The following is a 22,777-nucleotide window of genomic DNA, read 5'->3' on the forward strand; positions in this document are numbered from 1 at the left end:
GGCGATAGCCGCCGTTCGGGAGCCGAAAGCGCAAGATCGCGGGGGTTCGGCGTGGGTTTAGGCCGTGTCCGCGTCGGCGCGGGGGGCCGGGGTTTCGGACTCGTCGATATCAGCCTGCGGCTGGGGAACGTCGCGCAGGTGCTTGTTGTGCCGGGGCTCCTGGCGGGTCTTGGCGTCGTTGAGCCGACGCCGCAGGTCGTCACGGACGTCGTTCAGGGCGGCGTGCAGGTCTTCCTCCCCGGAGGTGGTGACGATCTTCTGCCGGCCGGCGATCCAGCACTCCAGGGTCACCTTCTGCCCGCGCGCCTCCCGGTCCTTGACCGACACCTCCAGCTCGGTGGCGTCGGCGTGGAAGCCGGCGAGCCGGGCGTCGAGGGTGGCGAACTGCTCGGCGATCCAGTTGCGGTCGCCCTGCGAGAACCCGGCGCCCACCCGCAGGCACTCACCCACGGTGGCCGGGTTCGCCACGGCGCTCATCGCCGCGCCTCGGAAGCGTTCGCGGTGCCGATGGTAGTGATCGTCATGGCGCTGACCTCTCGTCGACGTGGAGCTGTCGGTGGTGCGTTGATCAAGTCCTTACCCAGTTCGGGCGGCGTGGGAAACCGTGGACGGCGGGTCGGGCGGGTCGGGCGTACCACATCCGGGCGTGATCAGGGCGTTGTCCACAGGTGGGTTCGTCATCCACAGGTCGGCGACGGGCGCTGGTGACGGGTGCTCTCAGTGTCGATGCTCGGTGTCGAGTCGACTCGCGCTGGCAGGCCCCGATCCCCCTGGAGGGACGATGTTCGACACTTACGTGACAATCGTCGGCAATGTGCTGACTACGCCAGAATGGCGACGTACGACCCAGAGCAACACTTTGGTGGCCAACTTCAAGGTCGCCTCCACCGCCCGCCGCCTCGATCGGGACAGCGGCCGGTGGGTTGACGGAAATTCGCTCCGCGTCCGCGTCAACTGCTGGCGCAAGCTCGCGGAGGGAGTGGCGTCCTCCGTCATGATCGGCGACCCGGTGGTGGTCTGTGGCCGGCTCTACACCCGCGACTGGACCGACGACGCGGGTAACCACCGCACGCTGTACGAGCTGGAGGCGGTCGCCGTCGGCCACGACCTGTCCCGGGGCCGAGCCCGATTCCTGCGCAACCGGCCGAGCATGACGACCAGCACCGTGGAGGACGCGGAGGCCGAGAGTCGGGTGCACGGCGAGGCCACCGAGCCGGTGCCCGCTGGGCAGGCACCCGTGCTGCCCGACGACCGCCCGCTGGACGACGAATTCGAGCTGCCCGACTACGCCGAGCTGCGAACCAGCCGATTCGGCAACCCCTCGGTGGACGACGACAGCTCCCCGACCGACGAGGTCTTCGGTGACGGCGGAGCGCTTGCGAGCGGCGGGCAGGCCAACGTCCCGCCGGGCCTCGACGACGAGTTGACCCCTCCACCCGAGGCGGACGACGACAACGCCGACGGTGACCTGGACATCGAGTTGGGGCCGGTGCCCGACGAGGGGCAGCCGGAGCCGACGCCGCCCGGTCGAGGGCGGCGTGGCCGGGGCCGCATCCCGCAGCCAGCCTGACCGATCGGCTCCGCCGTCGCGGGTTGGGCGGCGATCGAGCTGCTGAAGGTTCCGTATCGGTCGCGGGTGCTGCGGTGCGGCACGGTGCGGTGCGGTGCGGCACGGTGCGGTGCGGTGCGGCACGGTGCGGTGCGACGGGGGCGGGGTGGCGGCGTGATCAGCGTCGTCACCCCGCGTGACGGGCGTCGGGGCCTGGCTTGCCGGGTTCGCCTCGCTGGTGCTCGTTGCCATTGCGGGACCGTGGGGTGGGCTGGTTCACGGGGTGCTCGTCTAGGCTGGCCGGCCGGAGGTGGTGCGGGTGCGACGGACAGCGCCGATGGCGAACGCGGTGGGGCTGCTGGCCGGGTACGCGCTGGACAGGCTGCTCGGCGACCCCCGCCGGTGGCACCCGGTGGCCGGCTTCGGGCAGGCCGCAGGCGCGCTGGAGCGTCGCCTCTACCGCCCGGACCGAACGGCGGGTACGGCATTCACCGCCCTGGCCGTCGGTGGGCCGGTGTTGCTCGGGGCGGTCGCCGCGGCGGCTACCCGGCACCGGCCGGTGACCCGGGCGGTGCTCGTGGCGGCCGGCACGTGGAGCGTGCTGGGCGGCCGCACGCTACGGCACGAGGCGACCGTGATGGGTCGGACGCTGCGTGACGGTGACCTGCCCGCTGCCCGGCGACGCCTCGGTCACCTCTGTGGGCGGGACCCGTCGACACTGGGCGAGTCGGAGCTGGCCCGTGCCACAGTCGAATCGGTCGCGGAGAACACCTCGGACGCGGTCGTCGCTCCGCTGCTCTGGGGTGCGGTCGCCGGCCTTCCCGGGCTGCTGGGCTACCGCGCGGCGAACACCCTCGATGCGATGGTCGGGCACCGGTCGCCGCGCTACGCGCGGTTCGGCACCCCGGCCGCTCGGCTGGACGACGCGCTCAACCTCGTGCCGTCCCGGCTGACCGGGCTGCTCACCATCGCCGTCGCGCCGGTCGCGCACGGGGACCGTCAGCGCGCCTGGCAGGTGTGGCGGCGGGACCGCAACGACCACCCGAGCCCCAACGCCGGCCAGTGCGAGGCGGCGATGGCAGGTGCGCTCGGGGTCCGCCTCGGTGGCCGCAACGTCTACTTCGGGCGCTCCGAGGTCCGGCCGTTCCTCGGCGACGGTCCCCGCCCGGAAGCGCGGCACCTGAAGCGGGCCGCCCGGATCTCCAGCGCGGTCGGGCTGGCCGCCGTCGGGCTGTCCGCCGCGTATCCGGTGACCCTCGGCCGACTGCTGGGTGCCGTGACCAGGCGCGCGCTGATCGGGGCCGTGGGTCGGCGGGAACTGGTAGCTGCGGCCGGAGGGCGCGTGCCGGCCGGGGGCGTCGGGGTGCGGCGGGGGAGCCAGCGGTGAGCGGCGGGCTATTGGTGGCCGGCACGACATCCGATGCCGGCAAGAGCGTCCTCACCGCCGGCATCTGCCGCTGGTTGCACCGGCAGGGCGTGAAGGTGGCGCCGTACAAGGCGCAGAACATGTCGAACAACTCGGCGGTGGTAGTCGGGCCGGACGGGCGTGGCGGCGAGATCGGGCGCGCCCAGGCCATGCAGGCCGCGGCGTGCGGGCTCGCACCCGACCTGCGGTTCAACCCGGTGCTGCTCAAGCCGGGCAGCGACCTGGCCAGTCAGGTGGTGCTGCTGGGCGAGGCAGTCGACACGATCACCGCCAGCACCTTCCGGCAGCTACGTCCCCGGCTCGCCGAGACCGCGTACGGCGCACTGGCCGAGCTGCGCGAGACGTACGACGTGGTGATCTGCGAGGGCGCCGGCAGCCCCGCGGAGATCAACCTGCGGGCCGGTGACTACGTCAACATGGGGCTGGCCCGGCACGCCAACCTGCCCACCATCGTCGTCGGCGACATCGACCGGGGCGGTGTCTTCGCCTCGATGTTCGGCACCGTGGCCCTGCTCGACCCGGCCGACCAGGCGCTGATCGCCGGATTCGTGATCAACAAGTTCCGGGGTGACCTCGGGCTGCTCCAGCCGGGTCTGGACATGCTGCGTCAGGTCACCGGCCGCCCCACGTACGGGGTGCTGCCCTGGGCACTGGACCTGTGGCTCGACGCGGAGGATTCACTCGCCTACGGCCGGGTGCTCGGCCGACCCGCAGCCCCGCACGGGAGCGAATGGCTGGATGTGGCCGTCGTCCGCCTACCCCGGATCAGCAACGCCACCGACGTGGAAGCACTCGCCACCGAGCCGGGCGTCCGCGTACGCCTCACCATCGAGCCGGCCGAACTGGCCGCCGCCGACCTGGTCGTCCTGCCCGGCTCCAAGTCCACCGTCGCGGACCTCGCGTGGCTGCGCGAAACGGGCCTCGCCGACGCGGTGGCCACCCATGTGGCGGCCGGCAAGCCCCTGCTCGGCCTCTGCGGCGGCTTCCAGATGCTCGGCCGCGCCATCCACGATCCGGTGGAGAGCCGGCAGGGCAGCGTCCCGGGTCTCGGTCTGCTGCCCATCGACATCACCTTCGACCCGCGCAAGACCGTCCGGCAGTCGGTGGGCACCGGCCACGGTGGCCTCCCGGTGCGGGGCTACGAGATCCACCACGGGTACGTCTCACAGGCCGACCCCAGCCTGACCCCACTGCTGACCAGCGACGACGGTGTCGGAGAGGGAGCCGTGCTCGGCGTGGTGCACGGCACGCACTGGCACGGGGCGTTCGAGTCCGACGGGTTCCGCCGGTGGTTCCTCACCGAGGCGGCTCGCCTGGCCGGCCGCAGCGGGTTCCGGGTCGCACCGGACACCAGCTTCGCTGCCGCCCGGGAACGCTCACTCGACCTGCTCGGCGACCTGGTCGAGGAACACCTGGACACCGATGCCCTCTGGCGTCTCATCGAAGCCGGACCACCTGCGGGCCTCCCGTTCATCCCACCCGGCCCGCCACCCTCCTGACCGGCGAACGGTCTTATCCGACCACCGTCTTGGCCGGCGAACCGTCTTGGCCGGGGCCACTGCCTTGGCCGGGGCGCCTGCCTTGGCCGGCGAACCGTCTTGGCCGGGGTTACTGCTTTGGCCGGCGAACCGTCTTGGCCGGGGCCCCTGCCTTGGCCGGCGAACCGTCTTGGCCGGGGCCACTCCCTTGGCCGGGGCGCCGTCATGGCCGTTCCACCGTCCCTTGCGGAGCGTGGAGGCGGGGCCGTGCCCAGGGCGCCGAGGCGTGATCCTGAGCCGGGGGCCTCTCGCGGACCCACTACTTCCGCATGATCGTGCTCGATCGTTGTTGTAGGGGTCTCGCTGGTGCGGGGAGGGGCCGGTTTCCTGGTTCGAGCGTGATCTCGGTACAGCGGGTGTCAACCGTGCCGGGTCCACCCGGACTGGCCGCGCAGGGGGGGGCCATGATCTGCGCACTTTCCCCGGAGTTGCTGCCTCATCCGGTCGCGAGGCAGCAGTTTCGGGGAAAGTGCGCGGTGGTGCCCGGCGTGGTCGTGTCGGTGGTGGGCGCGGGTCGTGGCCTCCGCATGATCGTGCTCGATCGTTGTTGTAGGGGCCTCGTCGGTGCGGGGAGGGGCCTGTTTCCTGGATCGAGCGTGATCTTCCGCCCGCCGCCCGCCGCCCGCCGCCCGGATGGGCTTGAGGGGGCGAGGTGGTGGGATTCAGGGGCGGACGTCGGCGGGCCGGTCGGTTGTGGGTAGGCCGGCGGCGAGCCAGGCGTCCACGCCGCCGATCATGTCGGTGGCCCGGCGCAGCCCGAGGGTCTGCAGGCTGGCGGCGGCCAGGCTGGAGCTGTAGCCCTGTCGGCACACCAGGATGATCTCCCGGTCGTACCCGGTGGCTTCCGGGATCCGCCAGGCGCTGGCCGGATCGAGGCGCCACTCCAGCACTGTCCGGTCGATGACGACCGCACCCGGCAGGTCGCCCTGTTCGCGGCGCTGTAGTTCGGTACGGGTGTCGACCAGCAGCGCACCGCCGCGGACCGCCTCGACGGTCTGCTGCGGAGTCAGTCGGTGCAGCCCGGCGCGGGCCTGTTCGAGTAGGGCGTCTATACCGGGGCTCATTACGTCTCGGAGCACCACCCGATCATGCCGATTCGGTGGCACCCCGGGCGGCGAACGGGCCGCCCGTCACCCGTCGCCGCCCCAATTCCCCCGGACGTGACGGATGGCCGGACACGGCCGTCAGTCGGACGTGTCCGGTCCGGCATGGCCGCCGCGGGATCGGGCGGCGGCGCGGGCGGGAATCGTCAGGTTGAGGGCAGGTTGGGTGAGTGAGGTGAGGGCGGGTCAGGTCAGGGTGGGTTGGGCGAGGGCGATGGCGGTGACCTGAGCGAACTGCTCGGGTGCGTCGAGCATGATGTTGTGTCCGGCTTCCGGCACGGTCACCACCCGGACACCGGCCGCAGCCAGCGATTCCGCGCCGACGACCGGCCCGCTCCGACCGCCTTGGAGGTAGGTGCGCGGCATCGGCAGCCCTTCCAGGAGGTGCCGCATGGCGGGGCGGGTGCCGGTCGCCAGGCCGATCGCGGTGCGGTGCAGGCCGATCGGATCGGCCAGTCGCATGGTGGCCGCCCAGGCTGACCCCACCCGTTCCAGGGTCTCGGCAAGACCGCCGCTGAGCAACTCCGCCTCGGAGTAGCCGGCCAGGCCACTGCTGGCGGCGGTCGGACGCGGGTTCGGGTCCAGGTTGGCCTCGATGAGCACCAGTTGGCCGACCAGGTCCGGGCGGCGGTGGGCGAGTGCGATGGCCACCGCGCCGCCCATGCTGTGCGCGACGATGTCGGCTCCCTGGACCCCGGCCGCGTCGAGCGTCGCGGCCAGCGCGTCGGCGTGCTCGGTGAGGGTGTAGCCGAACGCGGCCGGTCGGTCGCTCAACCCGAAGCCGAGGAGGTCGACGAAGAGGGATCGGTGGCCGGCCAGCTCGGGGAGGGTGGCCGCCGGCAGGAAGTACGGCGCGGACATCGCGCCGAGCCCGTGCACGTAAACCCGGGCGGGTGCCCGGCCGGCGATCTCCACCCAACGCATCTGAGCCCCGTCCGGGCCCACGGTCGCGGTATTCATGGGGGAGACAATACCTCCGCCCCGAGGTATATCGTCAAGAGGGCATAATGGAGTCGTGCTCGAACTCGCCATCCTCGGTTTCCTGGCCGACCAGCCCCTGCACGGCTACGACCTGAAGCGGCGGATCGCCCACCTCACCGGGCACGTCCGACCGATCGCCGACGGGACCCTCTATCCCGCGATCAAGCGGTTGGAACGTGCTGGCCTGCTCAGCCGGCGGGTGGAACCCGGTGCCGGCGCGGCCCCCCGCCAGATGCTGGCGCTGACCGAGCCGGGTCGAGCCGAACTGGACCGCCGACTCCGCGAACCCGACGAGCTGGAGATCAGTGACGAGAACCGCTGGTTCGTCCTGCTGGCCTTTCTCCGGCACCTCGACGACCCGGCCGCCCGGGACCAGGTGCTCGGCCGGCGGTTGGCCTTCCTCCGTACACCGAGCAGCTTCTTCTACGAGGGCGATCGGCCGATACGCGCCGAGGAACTCGCCGACCCGTACCGCCAGGGGTTGCTGACCATCGCCCGAGCCACCAGCCAGGCCGAGCTGCGCTGGCTCGGGGAGATGCTGGGCGAGCCGGAGTGAGCTCGGATCGCGGTCGGCCGCCGACCGACGAGGAGAGCTTCGGCGCGCTCATCGGGGTGGTCGAGGCGTACGCCGAATTGGCTCGTCGGGTGCTCGCGGGCCCGGCGCGGTTGGGGCGGACCCGGCTGGTCGCGGTCGACGGCCCGAGCGGCGCGGGCAAGAGCCGGTTCGCCGCGCGGCTCGCGGATGCCCTGGCGGGGTCGCTCGGCGGCCGGCCACCGGTGGTGCACACCGACGACCTGCTCGACGGGTGGGACGACCAGCTCACCTTCTGGCCCCGGCTCGACGAGGGGGTGCTCGCCCCGCTGCGCGTCGGGGAGCCGGGCGCCTATCGGCGGTACAGCTGGGTCCGGCAGTGTTTTCTGCCCCGGCCGGTTCCGGTGCCGGTGGCTCCGGTGCTGGTGGTCGAGGGGGTCAGCGCCGCCCGTGCGGTCGTCCGGCCGGAGCTGACGCTTGCCGTGTTCGTCACCGCGCCCGCGTCGCTGCGGCTGGCTCGCGCGGTCGACCGGGACGGGCCGGAGATCCTGCCCGAGCTGCGCCGCTGGCATGAGGGGGAGCGGGCGCACTTCGCCGTCGACGAAACCGCGACCCGCGTCGACCTGTTGGTGGATGGCGCGCCGACGCTGCCACACGACGCGGACCGGTACTACGTGCGGCTGGGCTGAGCGGGGGCATGGACGTCGGCCAGCGACTGCGGCACGATGCGGGGAGCTACGGCGAACGGGGAGCCACCATGACGGCAGCGGACGCGCCAGCGCGGCGTCGGATCACTCTCACCGGCATCAGCTCGCGGGCCTGGGAGCATCCGGCCGACCGGGGGGCCCTTGTCGCGTTGCGGGAGCTGCGTGGTTTCGACGACGTGGTCCGCGCGTTCTTCGGCATGTGGAACGAGCGGGGTTTCCGGCTGTCCGTGCTGGCTTCCGGCATCCGGGTCGACCACCGGCAGTACCCGGCGGTGTGGCAGCGCTACACCGAGGCCGCGGCGGCGCTCGACGTGGCCGAGCTGCCCGAGTTGTTCGTGACCCAGTCGCCCTGGTTGGGCGCCGAGGCGGTCGGGTTGGAGCGGCCGTTCATCGTGCTGAACTCCGCGTGCGTGCAGCAACTCGACGAGGACGAGCTGCGCTGTCTGCTCGGCCACGAGTTGGGGCACGTGGGCAGCGGTCACGCGGTCTACAAGACGATGCTCATGATCCTCACCCGGTGGGCGGCCAACCTGAGCTGGTTGCCGGTGGGCGCGATCGCGCTGCGCGCCATCATCGCGGCGATGCTGGAGTGGTGGCGTAAGGCGGAGCTGTCCGCCGACCGGGCCGGCCTGCTCGCCGGGCAGGATCCGGCCGCCGCGCTGCGGCTGCTGATGAAGCTGGCCGGCGGCGGTGACCTGTCCCAGGTCGACACGACGGCCTTCCTGGAGCAGGCCGCCGAGTACGCCGGTGGGGGCGACCTGCGCGACAGCCTGCACAAGATCCGGATGACGGCGTGGAGCACCCACCCGGTGCCGGTGGCGCGGGCGGCGTCGCTGCGCCAGTGGATCGACTCCGGGGCGTACGGGCGGGTGCTGGCCGGGGACTATCCGCGCCGCGAGGACGACAGCTCGACAAGTGTCTCGGAGGAGATCAAGGCGGCTGCCGAGTCGTACCGGGAGGAGTTCGGCCGGTCCACCGACCCACTCGTCGGGTTGCTGCGCCGGCTCGGCGACGGCGCGAGCGACGTCGGCGAGTGGGTGGGCGGCACCGCCGGCCGGGCCCGTTCCTGGATGGACGCCGCCACCGAGGCGGCGGGCCGCGCACAGCGCGCCGGCCGGGCCGCCCCGGGCGCGCGGGCCGGTGCCGGCCCCACGGAAAGCGGTGACGGTACGGGCTCCGCCGACACGCCCCGGTAAGGCCAGCATACGATGCCGGTCATGACCTCACCGATCATGTCCGAGTCCGAGGTGCGGGCCGCCGTCGAGCGGGAGATGCCCGGCGTACGGGCCGACCTGGAGCGGCTCGTCCGCATCCCCGGCATCGCCTTCGAGGGTTTCGACCACTCACACGTGGAACGCTCCGCGGAGGCGGTCGCCGAACTGCTGCGCGGCTGTGGCCTGGACGTCGACATCGTGCGATCCGGTGGCCAGCCGGCGGTGATCGGCCGTCGGGCCGCCCCGCCCGGCGCGCCCACCGTGCTGCTCTACGCCCACCATGACGTCCAGCCGGTCGGCGACCTGTCGCTGTGGGAGTCCGACCCGTTCGAGCCGGTGGAACGGGACGGCCGGCTGTACGGCCGGGGCGCGGCCGACGACAAGGCCGGCATCATGGCGCACGTCGCGGCGCTGCGCGCGTACGGTGACGCGCTGCCGGTAGGCGTGGTCCTCTTCATCGAGGGCGAGGAGGAGTACGGCTCCGACTCGTTGGAGCGACTGCTGGCCGAGCACCGCGACGAGATCGCCTCGGATGTCATCGTGATCGCCGACTCCGGCAACTGGGACATTGGCGTACCGGCGTTGACCACCTCGCTGCGGGGCATCGTCAACTGCTTCGTCGAGGTGCGCACACTGGACCACGCGGTGCACAGCGGCATGTTCGGCGGCGCCGTGCCGGACGCGCTCACCGCGCTGGTCCGGTTGTTGGCGACGTTGCACGACGACGCCGGGAACGTGGCCGTGGACGGGCTGGTCGGCCGGGAGGGCGCCGCCGTCGACTACCCGGAGGACCGGGTCCGGGCCGAGGCGGGGCTCGCCGACGGCGTGCAGTTCATCGGCACCGGCCGGATCACCGACCGACTCTGGACCAAGCCGGCGCTGGCCATCCTCGGTGTCGACGCGCCGTCCACCGGCGAGGCGCCGAACGCCCTGGTCCCGGCCGCGAAGGCGAAGCTCAGCATCCGGCTGGCCCCGGGCGACGACCCCAAGCGGGCGTACGCGGCGGTGCGCGCGCACCTGGAGCGGCACGCGCCGTGGGGCGCGCGGGTGACTGTCAGCTTCGAGCACGACGGCGACCCGTGTGTGATCGACGCGTCCGGGCCGATGTTCGACGCCGCCCGTTCGGCCTTCCGGGCCGCCTGGGACGGCACCGACCCGGTGGACATCGGCGTGGGTGGCTCGATTCCGTTCATCGCCACCTTCCAGGAGATGTTCCCGAAGGCGGCGATCCTGGTGACCGGCGTGGAGGACCCGCACGCCCGGGCGCACGGCCCGAACGAGAGTTTGCACCTGGGGGAGTTCGCCCGGGTCTGCGTCGCCGAGGCGCTTCTCCTGCGTAACGTGGCGGCGGTGGGCGGTTAGGTTCCAGTCCGGCAAATTTGGGCCTGATCTGCTGGTTTACGGCGTGTCGGACGGTCGCCTGTTATAGCCTTTCGTACATGAGTACGAACGAGGTGATGGCCCGGTTGGGGGCCGCTGTCAGCGCGCTGGGAGATGTCGATGTCTCCGCGTGGTCCGAGGACACGCTCAACGAACAGCTCGGTGAGCTCTCCGCCGCACTGGTCGCCCTCGACTCGGTGCTCTCCCGGGTCGCCGGCGAGGTCCGCGCCCGAGGGTTGCGCATCGAGGAGCCCGTCTCCGCTTAAGGGCCTGAACCTGTCGTCCGCGTGAGCGGGCGGCACCCTGCCGACACCGCCCGGGCACGGCAATGCCCGGGCGGTGTCGGAGGTGACTGGCAGGATGAGCTGCGTGCGGTTCCTTGATCTGGCAGCCACCTCCGCCGCCGTCGGCGCCACAAGTAGCCGTCGGGCCAAGGTGCAGCTGCTCGCTGACGCGCTGCGCCGGCTCGACCCCGACGAGGTCGAGCCCGGCGCCGGTTATCTGGCCGGTGAGTTGCGCCAACGGCAGACCGGGGTCGGCTACGCGAGCCTGCGTGACCTGCCGCCACCGGCCGCCGAGGCGACGTTGACGGTGACCGCCGTGGATGCGGCCGTCGCGCAGATAGCCGCAGTGCACGGTTCGGGTTCGCAGGCTCGGCGTCGGGCGTTGCTCGGCGCCCTCTACGCGGCGGCGACGGCCGACGAGCAGCGCCTGCTCACCGGTCTGTTCAGTGGCGAGCTGCGCCAGGGCGCCCAGGCCGGGCTCCTCGCGGACGCGGTGGCCCGGGCCGCCGAGGTGCCGGTGGCGGCGGTCCGCCGGGCGCTGCTGCTCGCCGGTGATCTCCGGGCGGTGGCGGTGGCCGCGCTGGCCGGCGGGGCCGCCGAGTTGGCCGGGTTCGGTCTGCGGGTCGGCCGGCCGCTGGCGCCGATGCTCGCGCAGAGCGCCCCCTCGGTCGACGAGGCGCTCGCCGCGACCGGCACGCCGGCGGTGGTCGACGTGAAGCTCGACGGCATTCGCATCCAGGTGCACCGCTCCGGCGCCGACATCGCGGTGTTCACCCGCAGCCTCGACGAGATCACCAGCAGGGTGCCCGAGGTGGTCGCCGCGGTCCGGGCCCTGCCCGGCCGGGAGGTGGTCCTCGACGGCGAGGCGATCGGCCTGGACCAGACCGGCCGCCCGCTGCCGTTCCAGCAGACGTCGAGTCGGGCCGCCCGACGCACCACCCCCAGCACCACCGGCCGCACCCCTGTCGCCCCGGCGGTGCTCGCGGCGGCGGCCAGCACGGGCGCGACTGTCCTCACTCCGTACTTCTTCGACCTGCTGCACCTCGACGGCCAGGATCTGATCGACAGTCCCGGTCGGGAGCGGTGGGCCGCCCTCGCCGGTGCGGTGGATCCGTCGCTGCTGGTCGGGCGGATGGAGGTCGACGATCCGGAGCAGGCGGCCGCCGCGTTCGCCGCCGCGCTCGACGCCGGTCAGGAGGGCGTGGTGGTCAAGGCACCCGACGCCCCCTACGACGCCGGCCGGCGCGGTGCCGCCTGGGTCAAGGTGAAACCGCGGCACACCCTCGACCTGGTGGTGCTCGCCGTCGAGTGGGGCAGTGGCCGACGCAAGGGCTGGCTGTCCAACCTGCATCTGGGTGCCCGTGACGCGCGCACCGGCGACTTCGTGATGCTCGGCAAGACCTTCAAGGGGCTCACCGACGAGCTGCTGCGGTGGCAGACCGAGCGGTTCCTCGACCTCGCCGTGGAACGCGGCGACTGGGTGGTCCGGGTCCGGCCCGAGCAGGTGGTGGAGATCGCCTTCGACGGGGTGCAGACCAGCTCCCGCTATCCCGGTGGAATGGCGCTGCGGTTCGCCCGGGTGGTGCGCTACCGCGATGACAAGTCCGCCGCCGAGGCGGACACCATCGACGCGGTTCGCGCCATCCACGCCGGCCGCGTGAGTGGCTGACGGGTCGAGGTCAGGCGGACGCGGTGGGCGTCGGTTCGGCGGCCCGGTCCAGCGGCGCCGGGGTGGTGCCGATGCCTGCGGCCCGGCGGGCCTCTCGACGGGCCACCCAGCCGTAGCCGAAGAGGGCCATCACCGCGAAGAGCCACCACTGCACGACGTAGCCGAAGTTCTGCCAGTTGTTGGTGTGCCCGACCGGCACCGCCTTGAACACCGGATCGGCCGCCGGGGTCTGCTCGTCGAGCAGCAGGTACGCGCCGTAGACCGGGTAGGGAAGCTCCCGGGCCAGCCGCGACACCCCGATCCGCCTGATCTCCAGCAACCCGTCGCGTCGGGCCACCGCGCCGGCGCCGCTCTCGGTCTCGTGCACCCGACCGACCACCGTCACGTCGCCGGTCGGCGCGGTCGGCACCGACGGTTGGGCGGTCGCCCCACCGGGCGCCGGCGGGATCCAGCCCCGGTCCACCAGCAGCGCCGTGCCGTCGGCGAGCACCAGCGGGGTGAGCACCTCGAAGCCGACCCGGCTGTCCACCGTCCGGCCACGCGCCAGCACGGTGTTCGTGGGGTCGTACCGGCCGGTGACGGTGACCCGGGTCCAGACCTTGTCCTCGGCGGGGGCCGGACCCGTGGTGCCCGCGCCGCCGTTGGGAGCGCGCAGCGCGTCGGCGAGCGGCACGGGAGCCATCCGCAGGCCCGCGTCGATCCGCTCGTTGACCTCGGTGCGCCCACGGTAGCGGTCCAGCTGCCAGTTGCCGAGGAACACCATGACGGCGGCCGCGACCAGGGTCAGCGCGAGAGCGCCCAGCCAGCGTGGGCTCAGCAGGAACCGGTACACGGCACCGAGGCTACTCGTATGACCGGCGCCACTGACCTGGACCGGGCCGGACCGGGCCGGGACAGGTCGCCAGGGGTCCTGCCAGGGCCGGGTCGCCTGCCCCGGTTGGCGGTGCTCGCGCCTCCAGCCGGGCGGGTATCGTCACGCCGACGGATCGGCCTCGGTCGTCCCGTCGCGTACCCGCCGCCGCTCGCGAGGAGTCGATGATGACCGTCGTGCCGCGCCTGGTGCTCAGCGCGCCGTCCTCCGGGCACGGTAAGAACGCGCTGGCGATCGGGCTGCTCGCCGCCCTGGCCGAGCGAGGGGTCGACGTCGCCGGGTTCAAGCTCGGGCCGGACCACGTCGACGCCGCCTACCTCGGTCTCGCCTCCGGTCGGCCGGGTCGGGTGATCGACCCTCGGCTGGTCGGCGTCGACCGGCTCGCCCCGCTGGTGGCGCACGGCGCCGCCGGCGCCGGGCTCGCCGTGGTGCAGGGCAGCATGGGCCTGTACGACTCGGTCGGTGGCCGTCCCGAGCAGGAGTCCACGGCCGCGGCGGCCGCCGCGCTGCGCAGCCCGGTCGTGCTCGTCGTCGACGTGGCCGCGATGGGTCAGTCGGTGGCGGCCCTCGTGCACGGTTTCCGCTCGTACGACGAGCAGTTGTGGCTCGGTGGGGTGATCCTCAACCGGGTGGCGTCGTCGCGGCACGAGGGGATGCTGCGCGAGGCGTTGGACGACGTGGGAGTGCCGGTCTACGGCGCGTTGCGTCGCCAGGACCTGCCGGCGGTGCTGCCGTCGCGGCGGCACGGTGTGGCGCCGGTGGTCGACGACTCGGCCGACGCCGTCCGTGCGGTCCGCCGGTTGGGCGAGGCCGTCGCCGCCACTGTCGACCTGGAACGGCTGCTCGGGTTGGCCCGCTCCGCCCCGCCGCTGCCGACGCCGGCGTGGTCTCCGGAGGAGGCCCTCGGCGCGTTCACGGCCCCGGCGAACCGCCCGTTGGTGGCGGTGGCCGGTGGTCCCGGTGGCAGCTTCAGCCACCCGGAGACCGCCGAGTTGCTCCGGGCCGCCGGGGCCGAGGTCGTCGTCGTCGACCCGCTGCGCGACGAGGCGCTGCCGGTCGGCACCCGCGCGTTGGTCGTCGGCGGTGCAATGCCCGAGGCGTACGCCGAGCAGTTGTCGGCCAACCGGCGGCTCTGCATCGCGGTGGCCGAGTTGGCGCGGACCGGGCGTCCGGTGATCGCCGAGGGCGCCGGGTTGCTCTGGCTGGCCCGGGAGCTGGACGGGCTGCCGATGTGCGGTGTCCTGGACGCGGTGGGCGTCAGCCGGGACGGCGTGGTGGCCGGCTACCGGGAGGCGACCGCCCAGACCGACAGCGTGGTCGCCGCCACCGGCACGGTGCTGGTCGGGCACAAGGCGCACCGCGCGGTGCTCACCCCCCGCGCCGGTCAGCGGCCGGCCTGGAGTTGGGACGGCGGCGCGCCGGAGGGCTTCGTCTGGCGCAACGTGCACGCCTCGCAGCTCACCCTGCACTGGGCCAGCCATCCGGCGACGGCGTCTCGGTTGGTCGCCGCGGCGGCGGCCGACCCGACGAGCGAGGTGGTGGCGGCGGAGCCCGGCGGGGTGTCGGTGTGATCGGTCAGGTGGCGGTGCGCCGGTTCCCGCTGTTGACCGTCTCCACCCCGCGTACCGAGGTGCGTCAGCTCACGGCGGCCGACGCGGCGGCGGCCGGGGAGATCTTCGCCGACAAGCTGACCCGGCGGTGGCTGCCGCTGCCCGGCGACTCCGGCCCGATCGACGGGCTGGCCTGGTGCACCGACCTGGCCCGGCAGCGGCGCGACAGTGGGGAGGGCGACCACTACGCGGTGCTCCGGCGGGAGGACGACCAGGTGGTGGGTTCCCTGTGGACGAGGCGCACCGACTGGGGCGCCCGCCTCACCGAGATCTCCTACGCGATGGCGGCACCCGCACGGGGCTTCGGCCTCGCCGCCGAGGCGGTCGACGCGGTGGCCATCGCGCTGATCCTGGAGCACGGCTTCCAACGGGTCGAGTTGCGGGTGGCACCCGGCAACCTGGCCTCGCGCCGGGTCGCCGAGAAGGCCGGCTTCAGCTACGAGGGTCTGCTGCGTAACGCCGGGTTCGTCAGCGGCGGCCGGGTGGACCTGGAGCTGTGGTCGTTCGTCGCCGCCGACCTGCGCTGAGCCCCGCGCACCGACCGGCGGACCGTCAGCCGACGATGGCGTCCGACGGTGGGGTGAACTGGCGGGTCGGTGTGCCCTTCAGGCCGTCGCGCAGGGTCTCCGAGACCGCTTTGATCGGGATCTGGGACTGCCCGTCGCCGACGGCGTTGAACGGATTGTCCGGGTCGGAGATGAAGCTCGCCGCGGCCAATTCGGGGGTGTAGCCCACGAACCAGGCCGATCGGGTGCTGTCGGTGGTACCGGTCTTGCCGGCCACCGGGCGTCCGACGGTGCCCCGCACGCTGTCGGCGGTGGACCAGCCGCCGCAGCCGCCGCGCGCAGGCGTGTCTCCGGTCGGGCAGCGGGCCGCGTCGGTGGCCGCCCGCGCGGCGTCCGCGCTCACGACCTGCCGGCACCGCGGCTTGGCCACTTCGCGGTGCAGGCCGCCCGGGGTGGCGTACGTGGCGGGCGTGCCGTCCCGGTTCATGATCGCCTGCACGGGGATGGCCTCGCAGTAGCGGCCGTCGGCCGCGACGGCGGCGTACGCGTTCGCCATCTCCAGCGGGGTGGCGTCGGAGACGCCCAGGGTGAACGCGCCCCACTTCTTCACCTTGGCCGGGGACGCCTGTTCCCGGTCGACGTCGGTGCGCCACCGCAGCCCGAGTTGCTCGGCCAACCGGACGGCCCGGTCCGCGCCGACCTTCTCCTCCAGCCACACGAAGTACGTGTTGACGGACTTGCCGAAGCCGGACCACATGGTCTGTTGGCCGGTCATGGCCCCGCTGGCGTTGGAGGGCGCCCAGCCGTCGTACACGGCCGACTTGTAGCGGTAGGGCGCGTTGAACGAGGTGGACAGGGTCATCCCCGAGTCGAGGGCGGCCAGCATCGGGAACATCTTGAACGTCGATCCGGCCTGGTAGCCGGCCAGGTCACCGCCGCCGAGCAGCGGCGCCACCGTGTTCGGGTAGTTGGCCTTCACCTTCGGCCCGGCCTCCGGGTTGGAGCTCTGCGGGTTGTCGGCCAGGTCCAGCGAGTACGTCCGGTTCACCGCCATGGCCTTCACCCGCCCGGTGCCCGGCTCGGAGACCACGATGCCGTTGGCGAACGGGCTGCCGGTGGCTTCCTTGGCGCCGACGCTCTTCTCCGCCGCCGCCTGGACCTTCGGGTCGAGGCTGAGCACGATCCGGTAGCCGCCCCGGCGCAGGTTGTCCATCCGTTCCAGCCGGTTCGCCCCGAACGCGGGCTGCGCGCTCCACCAGTTCTTCAGGTAGTCGCAGGCGAAGCCCCAACTGTTGTACTTCTCCGCCACCGCGGCGCAGTCGTGCGGTGGGGTGGTCAGCCTGAGCCGGATCGGCTCGGACTTGGCGGCGGTGGCCGAGTCGGGGGAGAGGTAGCCGAGTTGGCTCATCCGGTCCAGTACGTAGTTGCGCCGCCCGGTGGCCTCCTTCTGGTCGGAGTCGGCCGGGTCGTACTCGGAGGGGGACTTGACCAGGCCGGCGAGGGTGGCGGCCTCGACCGGGGTGAGGTCCTTCGGGGTCTTGGAGAAGAAGATCTCGCTGGCCGCGTAGATGCCGTACGCCCGGTGCCCGAAGTACGCCGAGTTCAGGTAGCGCTCCATGATCTGTTCCTTGCTCATCTCCTTCTCCAGGTCCAGCGCCATCCGCATTTCCTTGACCTTGCGCAGGCTGGTCTGCTGGGTGGCTTCCTGGACCTCCTTGGGCGTGGTCGCGCTGTCCCGCAGGGCCATCCGGACGTACTGCATGGTCAGCGTCGAGGCGCCCTGGGAGCCGCCGGAGCGGGCGTTGGAGACGAAGGCCCGGGCCACGCCCTTCGGGTCGACGCCGTGGTGTTGGTAGAAGCGGGAATCCTCGGCGGCGACGATCGCCTGCTGGATGTTCGGCGACATGTCCGACAGCTTGGTGTACTGGCGGTACTCCTCGTAGAACATGGTCAGGACGGTCTTGCCGTCCGGGCCGTAGACGTACGAGGTCTCGGCGGGCAGGGCTGTCTTCAGCACCCGGGTCTTCTGGTCCACGGCGTGCGCGGTGGCCTTCGCGCCGAGCCCGGTGAGGGCGACAATTGGGTACGCGGCGGCGGCGATCACGATTCCGGCGATCAGTCCGGCGCGGAGGAGAGGGACGAGTCGACCAGCGGCAGCAAGGGGTCGGTTGCTCACCTGGCAAAGTTATGACATTTCCGATTCGTACATGAGAAGAACTCTTAAACCGGCGAGTGGTGACGCGGCTTACGCCGAGATCGACTGTCCCACCGGCCGCCTTCCCGGCAGGATCGCGGACATGTCTGATCAGCCGAGTACGGCCGTCCCACCCACCGGGGTCGAGCCGGACCTCGCGCACCACGGCGACGCGGAGGCCACCGCCGGCCTGGTCGACCTCGCCGTCAACGTCCGTCGGGCGCGGCCTCCCGCCTGGCTGGCCGACCCGATCGCCGCGACCCTGACCGATCTGGCCCGCTATCCCGACCCGGCCCCGGCCCGCGCGGCGGTCGCCGCCCGACACCGCCGTCACCCGAACGAGGTGCTGCTCACCGCCGGCGCCGCCGAGGGCTTCGTGCTGATCGCCCAGGCGTTGCGCGGCATTCGCCGCCCGGTGGTGGTGCACCCCCAGTTCACCGAGCCGGAGGCGGCGCTGCGGGCGGCCGGACACCCGGTCGAGCGGGTGCTGCTCGACGCCGCCGACGACTTCCGGCTCGACCCGTCCCGGGTGCCCGCCGACGCCGACCTCGTGATGATCGGCAACCCGACGAACCCGACCTCGGTGCTGCACCCCGCCCAGACGGTGGCCGCGCTGGCCCGCCCCGGCCGGGTGCTGGTGGTCGACGAGGCGTTCGCCGACACCACGATCGCCCCCGGGCACCCCGGCGAGCCGGAGTCGCTTGCCGAACGCCGGGACCTGCCCGGGCTGCTCGTGGTGCGCAGCCTCACCAAGACGTGGGGCCTGGCCGGCCTGCGGATCGGCTACCTGCTCGGCGCCGCGGAGCTGCTGTCCCGGCTGGCCGCCGTCCAACCGCTCTGGGCCGTCTCCACGCCCGCGTTGGCGGCCGCGTCGGCCTGCGCCGGCGCCGTCGCGGTCCAGGCCGAACGCGCGATCGCCGCCGACCTGGCCGCCGACCGCGACCACCTGGTCGCGCGCCTCGCCGACCTGCCCGGTGTACGCGTCGTCGGCCGTCCCACCAGCGCGTTCGTCCTGCTGCACCTGCCGGGCGCGACAGCGGTCCGGGCCGCCCTGCGCGAGCGCGGCTGGGCCGTGCGCCGAGGCGACACGTTCCCCGGCCTCGGCCCGGACTGGCTGCGGGTGGCGGTACGCGACCGAAACACCACCGACGCGTTCATCGACGTGCTGCGCGAGATCATGGAGGCATGATGCTGGAGACCACCATCGCGGCGATCCGCCCGGCGGACGAGACGGCCATGGCCGCCGCCCGGGAGCTGCACGGCCGGCTGACCAAGCCGGCGGGCTCGCTGGGCGCGCTGGAGGAGCTTTCGGTACGCCTCGCCGGCCTGGCCGGCGCCTGCCCGCCACCGCTGCCCGAGCCGGCCGCGGTGGCGATCTTCGCCGGCGACCACGGGGTGCACGCCCAGGGGGTGAGCCCCTGGCCGCAGGAGGTCACCGCGCAGATGATCGGCAATTTCCTGGCCGGCGGAGCGGTGGTCAACGCGTTCGCCCGGCAGGCCGGCGCCTCGGTCACCGTGGTCGACGTCGGCGTGGCCACCCCGCTGCCCACCGACCCGGCCGCCGCGCCAGCCGTCCCCGACCCGGCCCTGCTCGACCCGGCCGTGCCCCGGCTGGTCGTCGCGTCCGTCCGCCGAGGCACCCGCGACCTCATGGTGACCGCCGCGCTGACCCGGGACGAGGCACTGGCGGCGGTGCAGACCGGCATCCGGATCGCCGACGAGCTGATCGACGCCGGCGCCGGCATCCTGCTCACCGGTGACATGGGCATCGCCAACACCACCCCGGCCGCCGCGCTGATCGCCGCGTTCACCGGCGCCGACCCGCTCGACGCCACAGGTCGGGGCACCGGGATCGACGACCCGACGTACGCGCACAAGGTGGCCGTGGTGCGGGCCGCGCTGGCCCGGCACACCCCCGACCCGGCCGACCCGCTGGGCGTGCTGGCCGCCGTCGGCGGCCTGGAGCACGCCGCCCTGGCCGGGCTGATCCTGGGGGCCGCGGCCCGCCGCACGCCGGTGCTGCTGGACGGCGTGATCGCGGTCTCGGCCGCGCTCGCCGCCGCCGCGTTCGCCCCGGCGGCGGTCTGCGCCATGGTCGCCGGCCACCGCTCGGCCGAGCCCGGCGCCACAGTGGCGTTGCGCCACCTCGGCCTCGACCCGCTGATCGACCTGGGTCTGCGCCTCGGCGAGGGCACCGGCGCGCTGCTGGCATTGCCCGTGGTCACCGGCGCGGTCCGGGTGCTGCACGAGGTGGCCACCTTCGACTCCGCCGGGGTGGCCGAGAAGTGACCACGCGCAGCGAACGAGCCGTCCGCCTCGGTGGTGCGGCGTGATCTCCAATCCGTACCCCCTCGGTTTGCGGCTGCACGGGCGGCGGGTGGTCGTCGTGGGTGGTGGCGCGGTCGCCACCCGACGCGTACCCGCGCTGCTTGACGCCGGTGCGGACGTCCTGCTGGTGGCCCCGGAGCTGACCCCGGCGCTGCGCGCCCGGGCCGACGCGGGTCGGCTGCACTGGGTGCCGCGCCGGTTCGTGCCCGAGGATCTGGACGGCGCGTGGCTGGTCCACGTGGCGATCGACGACCCGCTGGCCGCGGCCTCGGTGAGCGCCGTCGCCGCCGAGCGGCGGATCTTCTGCGTCCGCGCCGACGACCGGACGGCCGCCACCGCCTGGACCCCGGCGGTGACCCGGCACGGCCCGGTCACCGTGGCGGTGCTCGGCGGCGGCGACCCCCGACGGGCGATGACCGTCCGCGACGCGATCCGCGACCTGCTCGCGGTCCGCCTGGCACCGGAGCGGATCGCCCCGACGCCGGGCCGGCCTGAGGCCGCGACGGCAGGGGGGCGGCAGTCCGGGCGGGTGGCGCTGGTCGGGGCGGGGCCGGGGGACCCGGAGCTGATCACCGTGAAGGGTTGGCGGCTGCTCACCGAGGCCGACGTGGTGGTCGCCGACCGCCTGGTGCCCGGGCTGCTCCTCGACGAGCTGCGCCCGGACGTCGAGCTGGTGGACGCCTCGAAGATCCCCTACGGCCCGTCCCGGGCCCAGGAGGAGATCAACCAGATCCTTGTCGACCGGGCGCTGGCCGGCGCCTTCGTGGTGCGGCTCAAGGGCGGCGACCCGTACGTCTTCGGGCGGGGTGGCGAGGAGCTGCTGGCCTGCGCGGCGGCCGGTGTGCCGGTGACCGTGGTGCCCGGGGTGACCAGCTCGATCGCCGCGCCGGCCGCGGCCGGCATCCCGGTCACGCATCGGGGGGTGGCGCACGAGTTCACAGTGGTCTCCGGCCACCTGGCACCCGACTCGCCAGCCTCGTTGGTGCGCTGGGACGCCCTCGCCGGTCTGCACGGCACCCTGGTGATCCTGATGGGGCTCAAGAACCTCGCCGCCATCACGGCCACCCTGATCGCCCACGGCCGGTCGCCGCAGACGCCGGCCGCCGTCGTCCAGGAGGCCACCACGGGCACCCAGCGGGTCCTGCGGTCCACGCTTGGCGAGGTGGCCGCCGACCTGCTCGCCGTCGACATCCGTCCGCCCGCAGTGGTCGTGGTGGGCGATGTGGTGAGTGCGCTGGACGGATGAGCAGGCGGGCGTGCGGGTTCCGGTGCCGACACGAGGATCGGATTATTGCCCGCACGCTTTGCTCTGCTTCACCCGACGCAACACCGTGAAGAAAGTTGTGTTGCGTGGAGTGTGGCGGGGGCAAGCACTGACAGCGGCCGTGTACGCTCCGCACCGGGAACATCGAGCCGTAATCGCCGATGCCCCCTCGGGTCAGCCTGCCTTTATAAAGCAGATTTGAAGCAGACGGCGTAAAGGTCGGCCACGAGAATATTTTGTGGCGCTCTGTGCTCCGGCGGCAGGGTTGCCCAGTTATAGCCGTACCTAGTTCGCAGTTGGCACCATCAGCAAGACCTGCGACGGGATTGCCGTCTCGGGACTGAGATCCACGATCGCCGGAACGCGGACTCAGCCAGACCAGTGTTGACGCACTGGCCGGGCTGGGTTGACGCACCCTGCCCGACGAGGGAGGGGGTATGACGTGGGGCTCGCGAATCTTGAGCTGGTTCTGTCTGCTGGACCCTGGGTGCTGATTGTGCTCGCCGTGGTCTACGCCGTGCCGCGACTGATTGTCGCTGTAATGGCGATCCGCAAGAGCCCGCCGGATCTCCTGCCTGACGTGCTCAGAGAACTTGGTGACCTGTTCCGGCCAGGGGCGTGGTTTCGCCGTAAGCCTTGATCAGCTACCGGACGTTTGGCCACCATCGTGGTCAGGGACAGCGGGTCTTCAGTAGCAGTGCCTACGATGGCCGGCATGACGGAATTGATCGATTACGCCATGGCAGGCCCGCTGACGACAATCGGCACGGTCCACAAGTCGGCGGTCGACGATCTTCCGACTGACCCCGTCGACATCTGCCACCTTGTTCACGACCTCGTCATTCAGCCCACAGATGCAAAAGCGCTCGGGATTTCCGAGCAGCGGTTCGCCGAGAACCAGCTGCGTCCTGTGGACGGCATCATTGGTGCCTTGCTCGCCCTCGACCCAGCCCCGCTGACTGCCGTACGCGCCTCTGACCGGCGGGTGATCGGCACCTGCCGCCATTTCGCCGTGCTCAGCTGTGCCCTGCTGCGCTATCGCGGGATCGCGGCCCGCGCACGCTGTGGCTTCGCCACATACTTTCAACCAGGGCAGGGCGTGGACCACTGGATCACCGAGTACCGGCAGGGCGGCCGCTGGGTGCGGATCGATTCCGAGATTTTGGGTCACTCCCTCGTGGCCAAGCCGGAAGACCTCGCCACCGGCGAGTTCCTCACCGGCGGCGAGGCGTGGACTGCCTTCCGCGACGGCCGTATCGACGCCGCGCAGTTCGGCGTGTACGGCACTGAGAACTGGGGACCTGCGGAGATTCGAGGGAACGCCGTCAAGGACCTCGCCGCGCTGAACAAGGTCGAGATGCTGCCATGGGATGAGTGGGGGCGCATGAACAGCTCCTACCAGGGCAAAACCGGTCCCGACTACGACGCGCTCATCGATACGATCGCCGCCGTAAGTGCCGATGGAGATCACGGTGCTATCGCCGAACTCTACGCCCGTGAGGACCTGGCAGTGCCGGCTGAGCTCCTGCCCTGAGCGCGCGTGCGCAGTCAGTCTCCCACCACGTGAGCAGCTACCCATGCCTGTGTCTGCCGCAGATGGTCAACGAGTGGAGGATGGATC

At 72.6% G+C, this 22,777-nt stretch carries 20 protein-coding genes; 15 read left to right on the forward strand and 5 right to left on the reverse strand.

The window, feature by feature from the left end; genetic code table 11:
- Positions 1-57: 57 nt before the first annotated feature.
- Positions 58-477: an HPF/RaiA family ribosome-associated protein gene (locus ACLQ3B_RS21500; protein ID WP_425782468.1), complete on the reverse strand. Its 420-nt coding sequence runs from the start codon at positions 475-477 to the stop codon at positions 58-60.
- A gap of 304 nt (positions 478-781) precedes the next feature.
- Between ACLQ3B_RS21500 and ACLQ3B_RS21505 the strand changes: the two genes are divergently transcribed.
- From ACLQ3B_RS21505 to ACLQ3B_RS21515, 3 genes are all read left to right on the forward strand, one after another.
- Positions 782-1,570, forward strand: a complete 789-nt coding sequence (locus ACLQ3B_RS21505; protein WP_425782469.1) for a single-stranded DNA-binding protein — start codon at positions 782-784, stop codon at positions 1,568-1,570.
- Positions 1,571-1,886: 316 nt separating this feature from the next.
- Positions 1,887-2,936: a cobalamin biosynthesis protein gene (locus ACLQ3B_RS21510; protein WP_425782556.1), complete on the forward strand. Its 1,050-nt coding sequence runs from the start codon at positions 1,887-1,889 to the stop codon at positions 2,934-2,936.
- The gene (locus ACLQ3B_RS21515; protein WP_425782470.1) at positions 2,933-4,474 is read left to right on the forward strand and encodes a cobyric acid synthase; all 1,542 of its coding nucleotides are present in this window, start codon (positions 2,933-2,935) and stop codon (positions 4,472-4,474) included. The genes ACLQ3B_RS21510 and ACLQ3B_RS21515 overlap by 4 nt, the downstream gene beginning before the upstream one ends.
- A 701-nt stretch (positions 4,475-5,175) precedes the next feature.
- Here the strand turns inward: ACLQ3B_RS21515 and ACLQ3B_RS21520 are convergent.
- Together ACLQ3B_RS21520 and ACLQ3B_RS21525 are read right to left on the reverse strand one after the other, a co-directional pair.
- Positions 5,176-5,577, reverse strand: coding sequence for a rhodanese-like domain-containing protein (locus tag ACLQ3B_RS21520; RefSeq protein ID WP_425782557.1), 402 nt, complete (start codon positions 5,575-5,577; stop codon positions 5,176-5,178).
- A 225-nt stretch (positions 5,578-5,802) separates the two neighbouring features.
- On the reverse strand, positions 5,803-6,576 hold the full coding sequence (locus tag ACLQ3B_RS21525) for an alpha/beta fold hydrolase (RefSeq protein WP_425782471.1): 774 nt from the start codon (positions 6,574-6,576) through the stop codon (positions 5,803-5,805).
- 55 nt (positions 6,577-6,631) lie between these two features.
- Here ACLQ3B_RS21525 and ACLQ3B_RS21530 point away from each other — a divergent pair, with 55 nt between their 5' ends.
- The 6 genes from ACLQ3B_RS21530 (at position 6,632) to ACLQ3B_RS21555 (ending at position 12,383) form a co-directional block, all read left to right on the forward strand.
- The gene (locus ACLQ3B_RS21530; RefSeq protein ID WP_425782472.1) at positions 6,632-7,153 is read left to right on the forward strand and encodes a PadR family transcriptional regulator; all 522 of its coding nucleotides are present in this window, start codon (positions 6,632-6,634) and stop codon (positions 7,151-7,153) included.
- Positions 7,150-7,818, forward strand: coding sequence for a uridine kinase family protein (locus tag ACLQ3B_RS21535; RefSeq protein ID WP_425782473.1), 669 nt, complete (start codon positions 7,150-7,152; stop codon positions 7,816-7,818). Before ACLQ3B_RS21530 ends, ACLQ3B_RS21535 begins: the two co-directional genes overlap by 4 nt.
- Positions 7,819-7,886: 68 nt before the next feature.
- Positions 7,887-9,032: a M48 family metallopeptidase gene (locus ACLQ3B_RS21540; RefSeq protein WP_425782474.1), complete on the forward strand. Its 1,146-nt coding sequence runs from the start codon at positions 7,887-7,889 to the stop codon at positions 9,030-9,032.
- Between the two features lie 36 nt (positions 9,033-9,068).
- Positions 9,069-10,412, forward strand: a complete 1,344-nt coding sequence (locus tag ACLQ3B_RS21545; protein ID WP_425782558.1) for a dipeptidase — start codon at positions 9,069-9,071, stop codon at positions 10,410-10,412.
- A gap of 77 nt (positions 10,413-10,489) precedes the next feature.
- The gene (locus tag ACLQ3B_RS21550; RefSeq protein WP_030333429.1) at positions 10,490-10,696 is read left to right on the forward strand and encodes a hypothetical protein; all 207 of its coding nucleotides are present in this window, start codon (positions 10,490-10,492) and stop codon (positions 10,694-10,696) included.
- A gap of 94 nt (positions 10,697-10,790) precedes the next feature.
- Positions 10,791-12,383: an ATP-dependent DNA ligase gene (locus tag ACLQ3B_RS21555; RefSeq protein ID WP_425782475.1), complete on the forward strand. Its 1,593-nt coding sequence runs from the start codon at positions 10,791-10,793 to the stop codon at positions 12,381-12,383.
- 10 nt (positions 12,384-12,393) lie between these two features.
- On the opposite strand, the gene ACLQ3B_RS21560 is transcribed toward ACLQ3B_RS21555, so the two are convergent.
- Positions 12,394-13,215, reverse strand: a complete 822-nt coding sequence (locus tag ACLQ3B_RS21560) for an SURF1 family protein (RefSeq protein ID WP_425782476.1) — start codon at positions 13,213-13,215, stop codon at positions 12,394-12,396.
- A gap of 206 nt (positions 13,216-13,421) precedes the next feature.
- Between ACLQ3B_RS21560 and ACLQ3B_RS21565 the strand changes: the two genes are divergently transcribed.
- A complete protein-coding gene (locus tag ACLQ3B_RS21565; protein WP_425782477.1) occupies positions 13,422-14,825 on the forward strand; it encodes a cobyrinate a,c-diamide synthase in 1,404 nt (467 codons plus the stop codon).
- Positions 14,822-15,391, forward strand: coding sequence for a GNAT family N-acetyltransferase (locus tag ACLQ3B_RS21570; protein WP_425782478.1), 570 nt, complete (start codon positions 14,822-14,824; stop codon positions 15,389-15,391). Before ACLQ3B_RS21565 ends, ACLQ3B_RS21570 begins: the two co-directional genes overlap by 4 nt.
- Before the next feature lie 25 nt (positions 15,392-15,416).
- Here the strand turns inward: ACLQ3B_RS21570 and ACLQ3B_RS21575 are convergent, their stop codons facing one another.
- On the reverse strand, positions 15,417-17,546 hold the full coding sequence (locus ACLQ3B_RS21575; protein WP_425782479.1) for a transglycosylase domain-containing protein: 2,130 nt from the start codon (positions 17,544-17,546) through the stop codon (positions 15,417-15,419).
- Between the two features lie 121 nt (positions 17,547-17,667).
- Between ACLQ3B_RS21575 and cobC the strand changes: the two genes are divergently transcribed.
- The 4 genes from cobC (at position 17,668) to ACLQ3B_RS21595 (ending at position 22,690) form a co-directional block, all read left to right on the forward strand.
- Positions 17,668-18,753, forward strand: a complete 1,086-nt coding sequence (gene cobC, locus ACLQ3B_RS21580) for an Rv2231c family pyridoxal phosphate-dependent protein CobC (RefSeq protein WP_425782480.1) — start codon at positions 17,668-17,670, stop codon at positions 18,751-18,753.
- Entirely contained in the window at positions 18,753-19,853 is a 1,101-nt protein-coding gene (cobT, locus tag ACLQ3B_RS21585; protein WP_425782559.1) for a nicotinate-nucleotide--dimethylbenzimidazole phosphoribosyltransferase, read from the forward strand. The genes cobC and cobT overlap by 1 nt, the downstream gene beginning before the upstream one ends.
- 40 nt (positions 19,854-19,893) lie before the next feature.
- The gene (cobA, locus tag ACLQ3B_RS21590; RefSeq protein WP_425782481.1) at positions 19,894-21,138 is read left to right on the forward strand and encodes a uroporphyrinogen-III C-methyltransferase; all 1,245 of its coding nucleotides are present in this window, start codon (positions 19,894-19,896) and stop codon (positions 21,136-21,138) included.
- Positions 21,139-21,871: 733 nt separating this feature from the next.
- Positions 21,872-22,690, forward strand: a complete 819-nt coding sequence (locus ACLQ3B_RS21595) for a transglutaminase domain-containing protein (protein ID WP_425782482.1) — start codon at positions 21,872-21,874, stop codon at positions 22,688-22,690.
- Positions 22,691-22,777: the final 87 nt, after the last annotated feature.

The organism is Micromonospora sp. DT53 (genome assembly GCF_049841535.1).
Classification (GTDB): domain Bacteria; phylum Actinomycetota; class Actinomycetes; order Mycobacteriales; family Micromonosporaceae; genus Micromonospora.

Excerpts from the sequence above, each read along its gene's own strand:
- ACLQ3B_RS21540 (WP_425782474.1), top strand. The coding sequence starts at position 7,887 with ATGACGGCAGCGGACGCGCCAGCGCGGCGTCGGATCACTCTCACCGGC.
- ACLQ3B_RS21550 (WP_030333429.1), top strand. The coding sequence starts at position 10,490 with ATGAGTACGAACGAGGTGATGGCCCGGTTGGGGGCCGCTGTCAGCGCG.
- ACLQ3B_RS21510 (WP_425782556.1), top strand. The coding sequence starts at position 1,887 with ATGGCGAACGCGGTGGGGCTGCTGGCCGGGTACGCGCTGGACAGGCTG.
- ACLQ3B_RS21565 (WP_425782477.1), top strand. The coding sequence starts at position 13,422 with ATGACCGTCGTGCCGCGCCTGGTGCTCAGCGCGCCGTCCTCCGGGCAC.
- ACLQ3B_RS21555 (WP_425782475.1), top strand. The coding sequence starts at position 10,791 with ATGAGCTGCGTGCGGTTCCTTGATCTGGCAGCCACCTCCGCCGCCGTC.
- ACLQ3B_RS21520 (WP_425782557.1), bottom strand. The coding sequence starts at position 5,577 with ATGAGCCCCGGTATAGACGCCCTACTCGAACAGGCCCGCGCCGGGCTG.
- ACLQ3B_RS21525 (WP_425782471.1), bottom strand. The coding sequence starts at position 6,576 with ATGAATACCGCGACCGTGGGCCCGGACGGGGCTCAGATGCGTTGGGTG.
- cobC (WP_425782480.1), top strand. The coding sequence starts at position 17,668 with ATGTCTGATCAGCCGAGTACGGCCGTCCCACCCACCGGGGTCGAGCCG.
- ACLQ3B_RS21545 (WP_425782558.1), top strand. The coding sequence starts at position 9,069 with ATGTCCGAGTCCGAGGTGCGGGCCGCCGTCGAGCGGGAGATGCCCGGC.
- ACLQ3B_RS21505 (WP_425782469.1), top strand. The coding sequence starts at position 782 with ATGTTCGACACTTACGTGACAATCGTCGGCAATGTGCTGACTACGCCA.
- cobT (WP_425782559.1), top strand. The coding sequence starts at position 18,753 with ATGCTGGAGACCACCATCGCGGCGATCCGCCCGGCGGACGAGACGGCC.
- ACLQ3B_RS21500 (WP_425782468.1), bottom strand. The coding sequence starts at position 477 with ATGAGCGCCGTGGCGAACCCGGCCACCGTGGGTGAGTGCCTGCGGGTG.
- ACLQ3B_RS21595 (WP_425782482.1), top strand. The coding sequence starts at position 21,872 with ATGACGGAATTGATCGATTACGCCATGGCAGGCCCGCTGACGACAATC.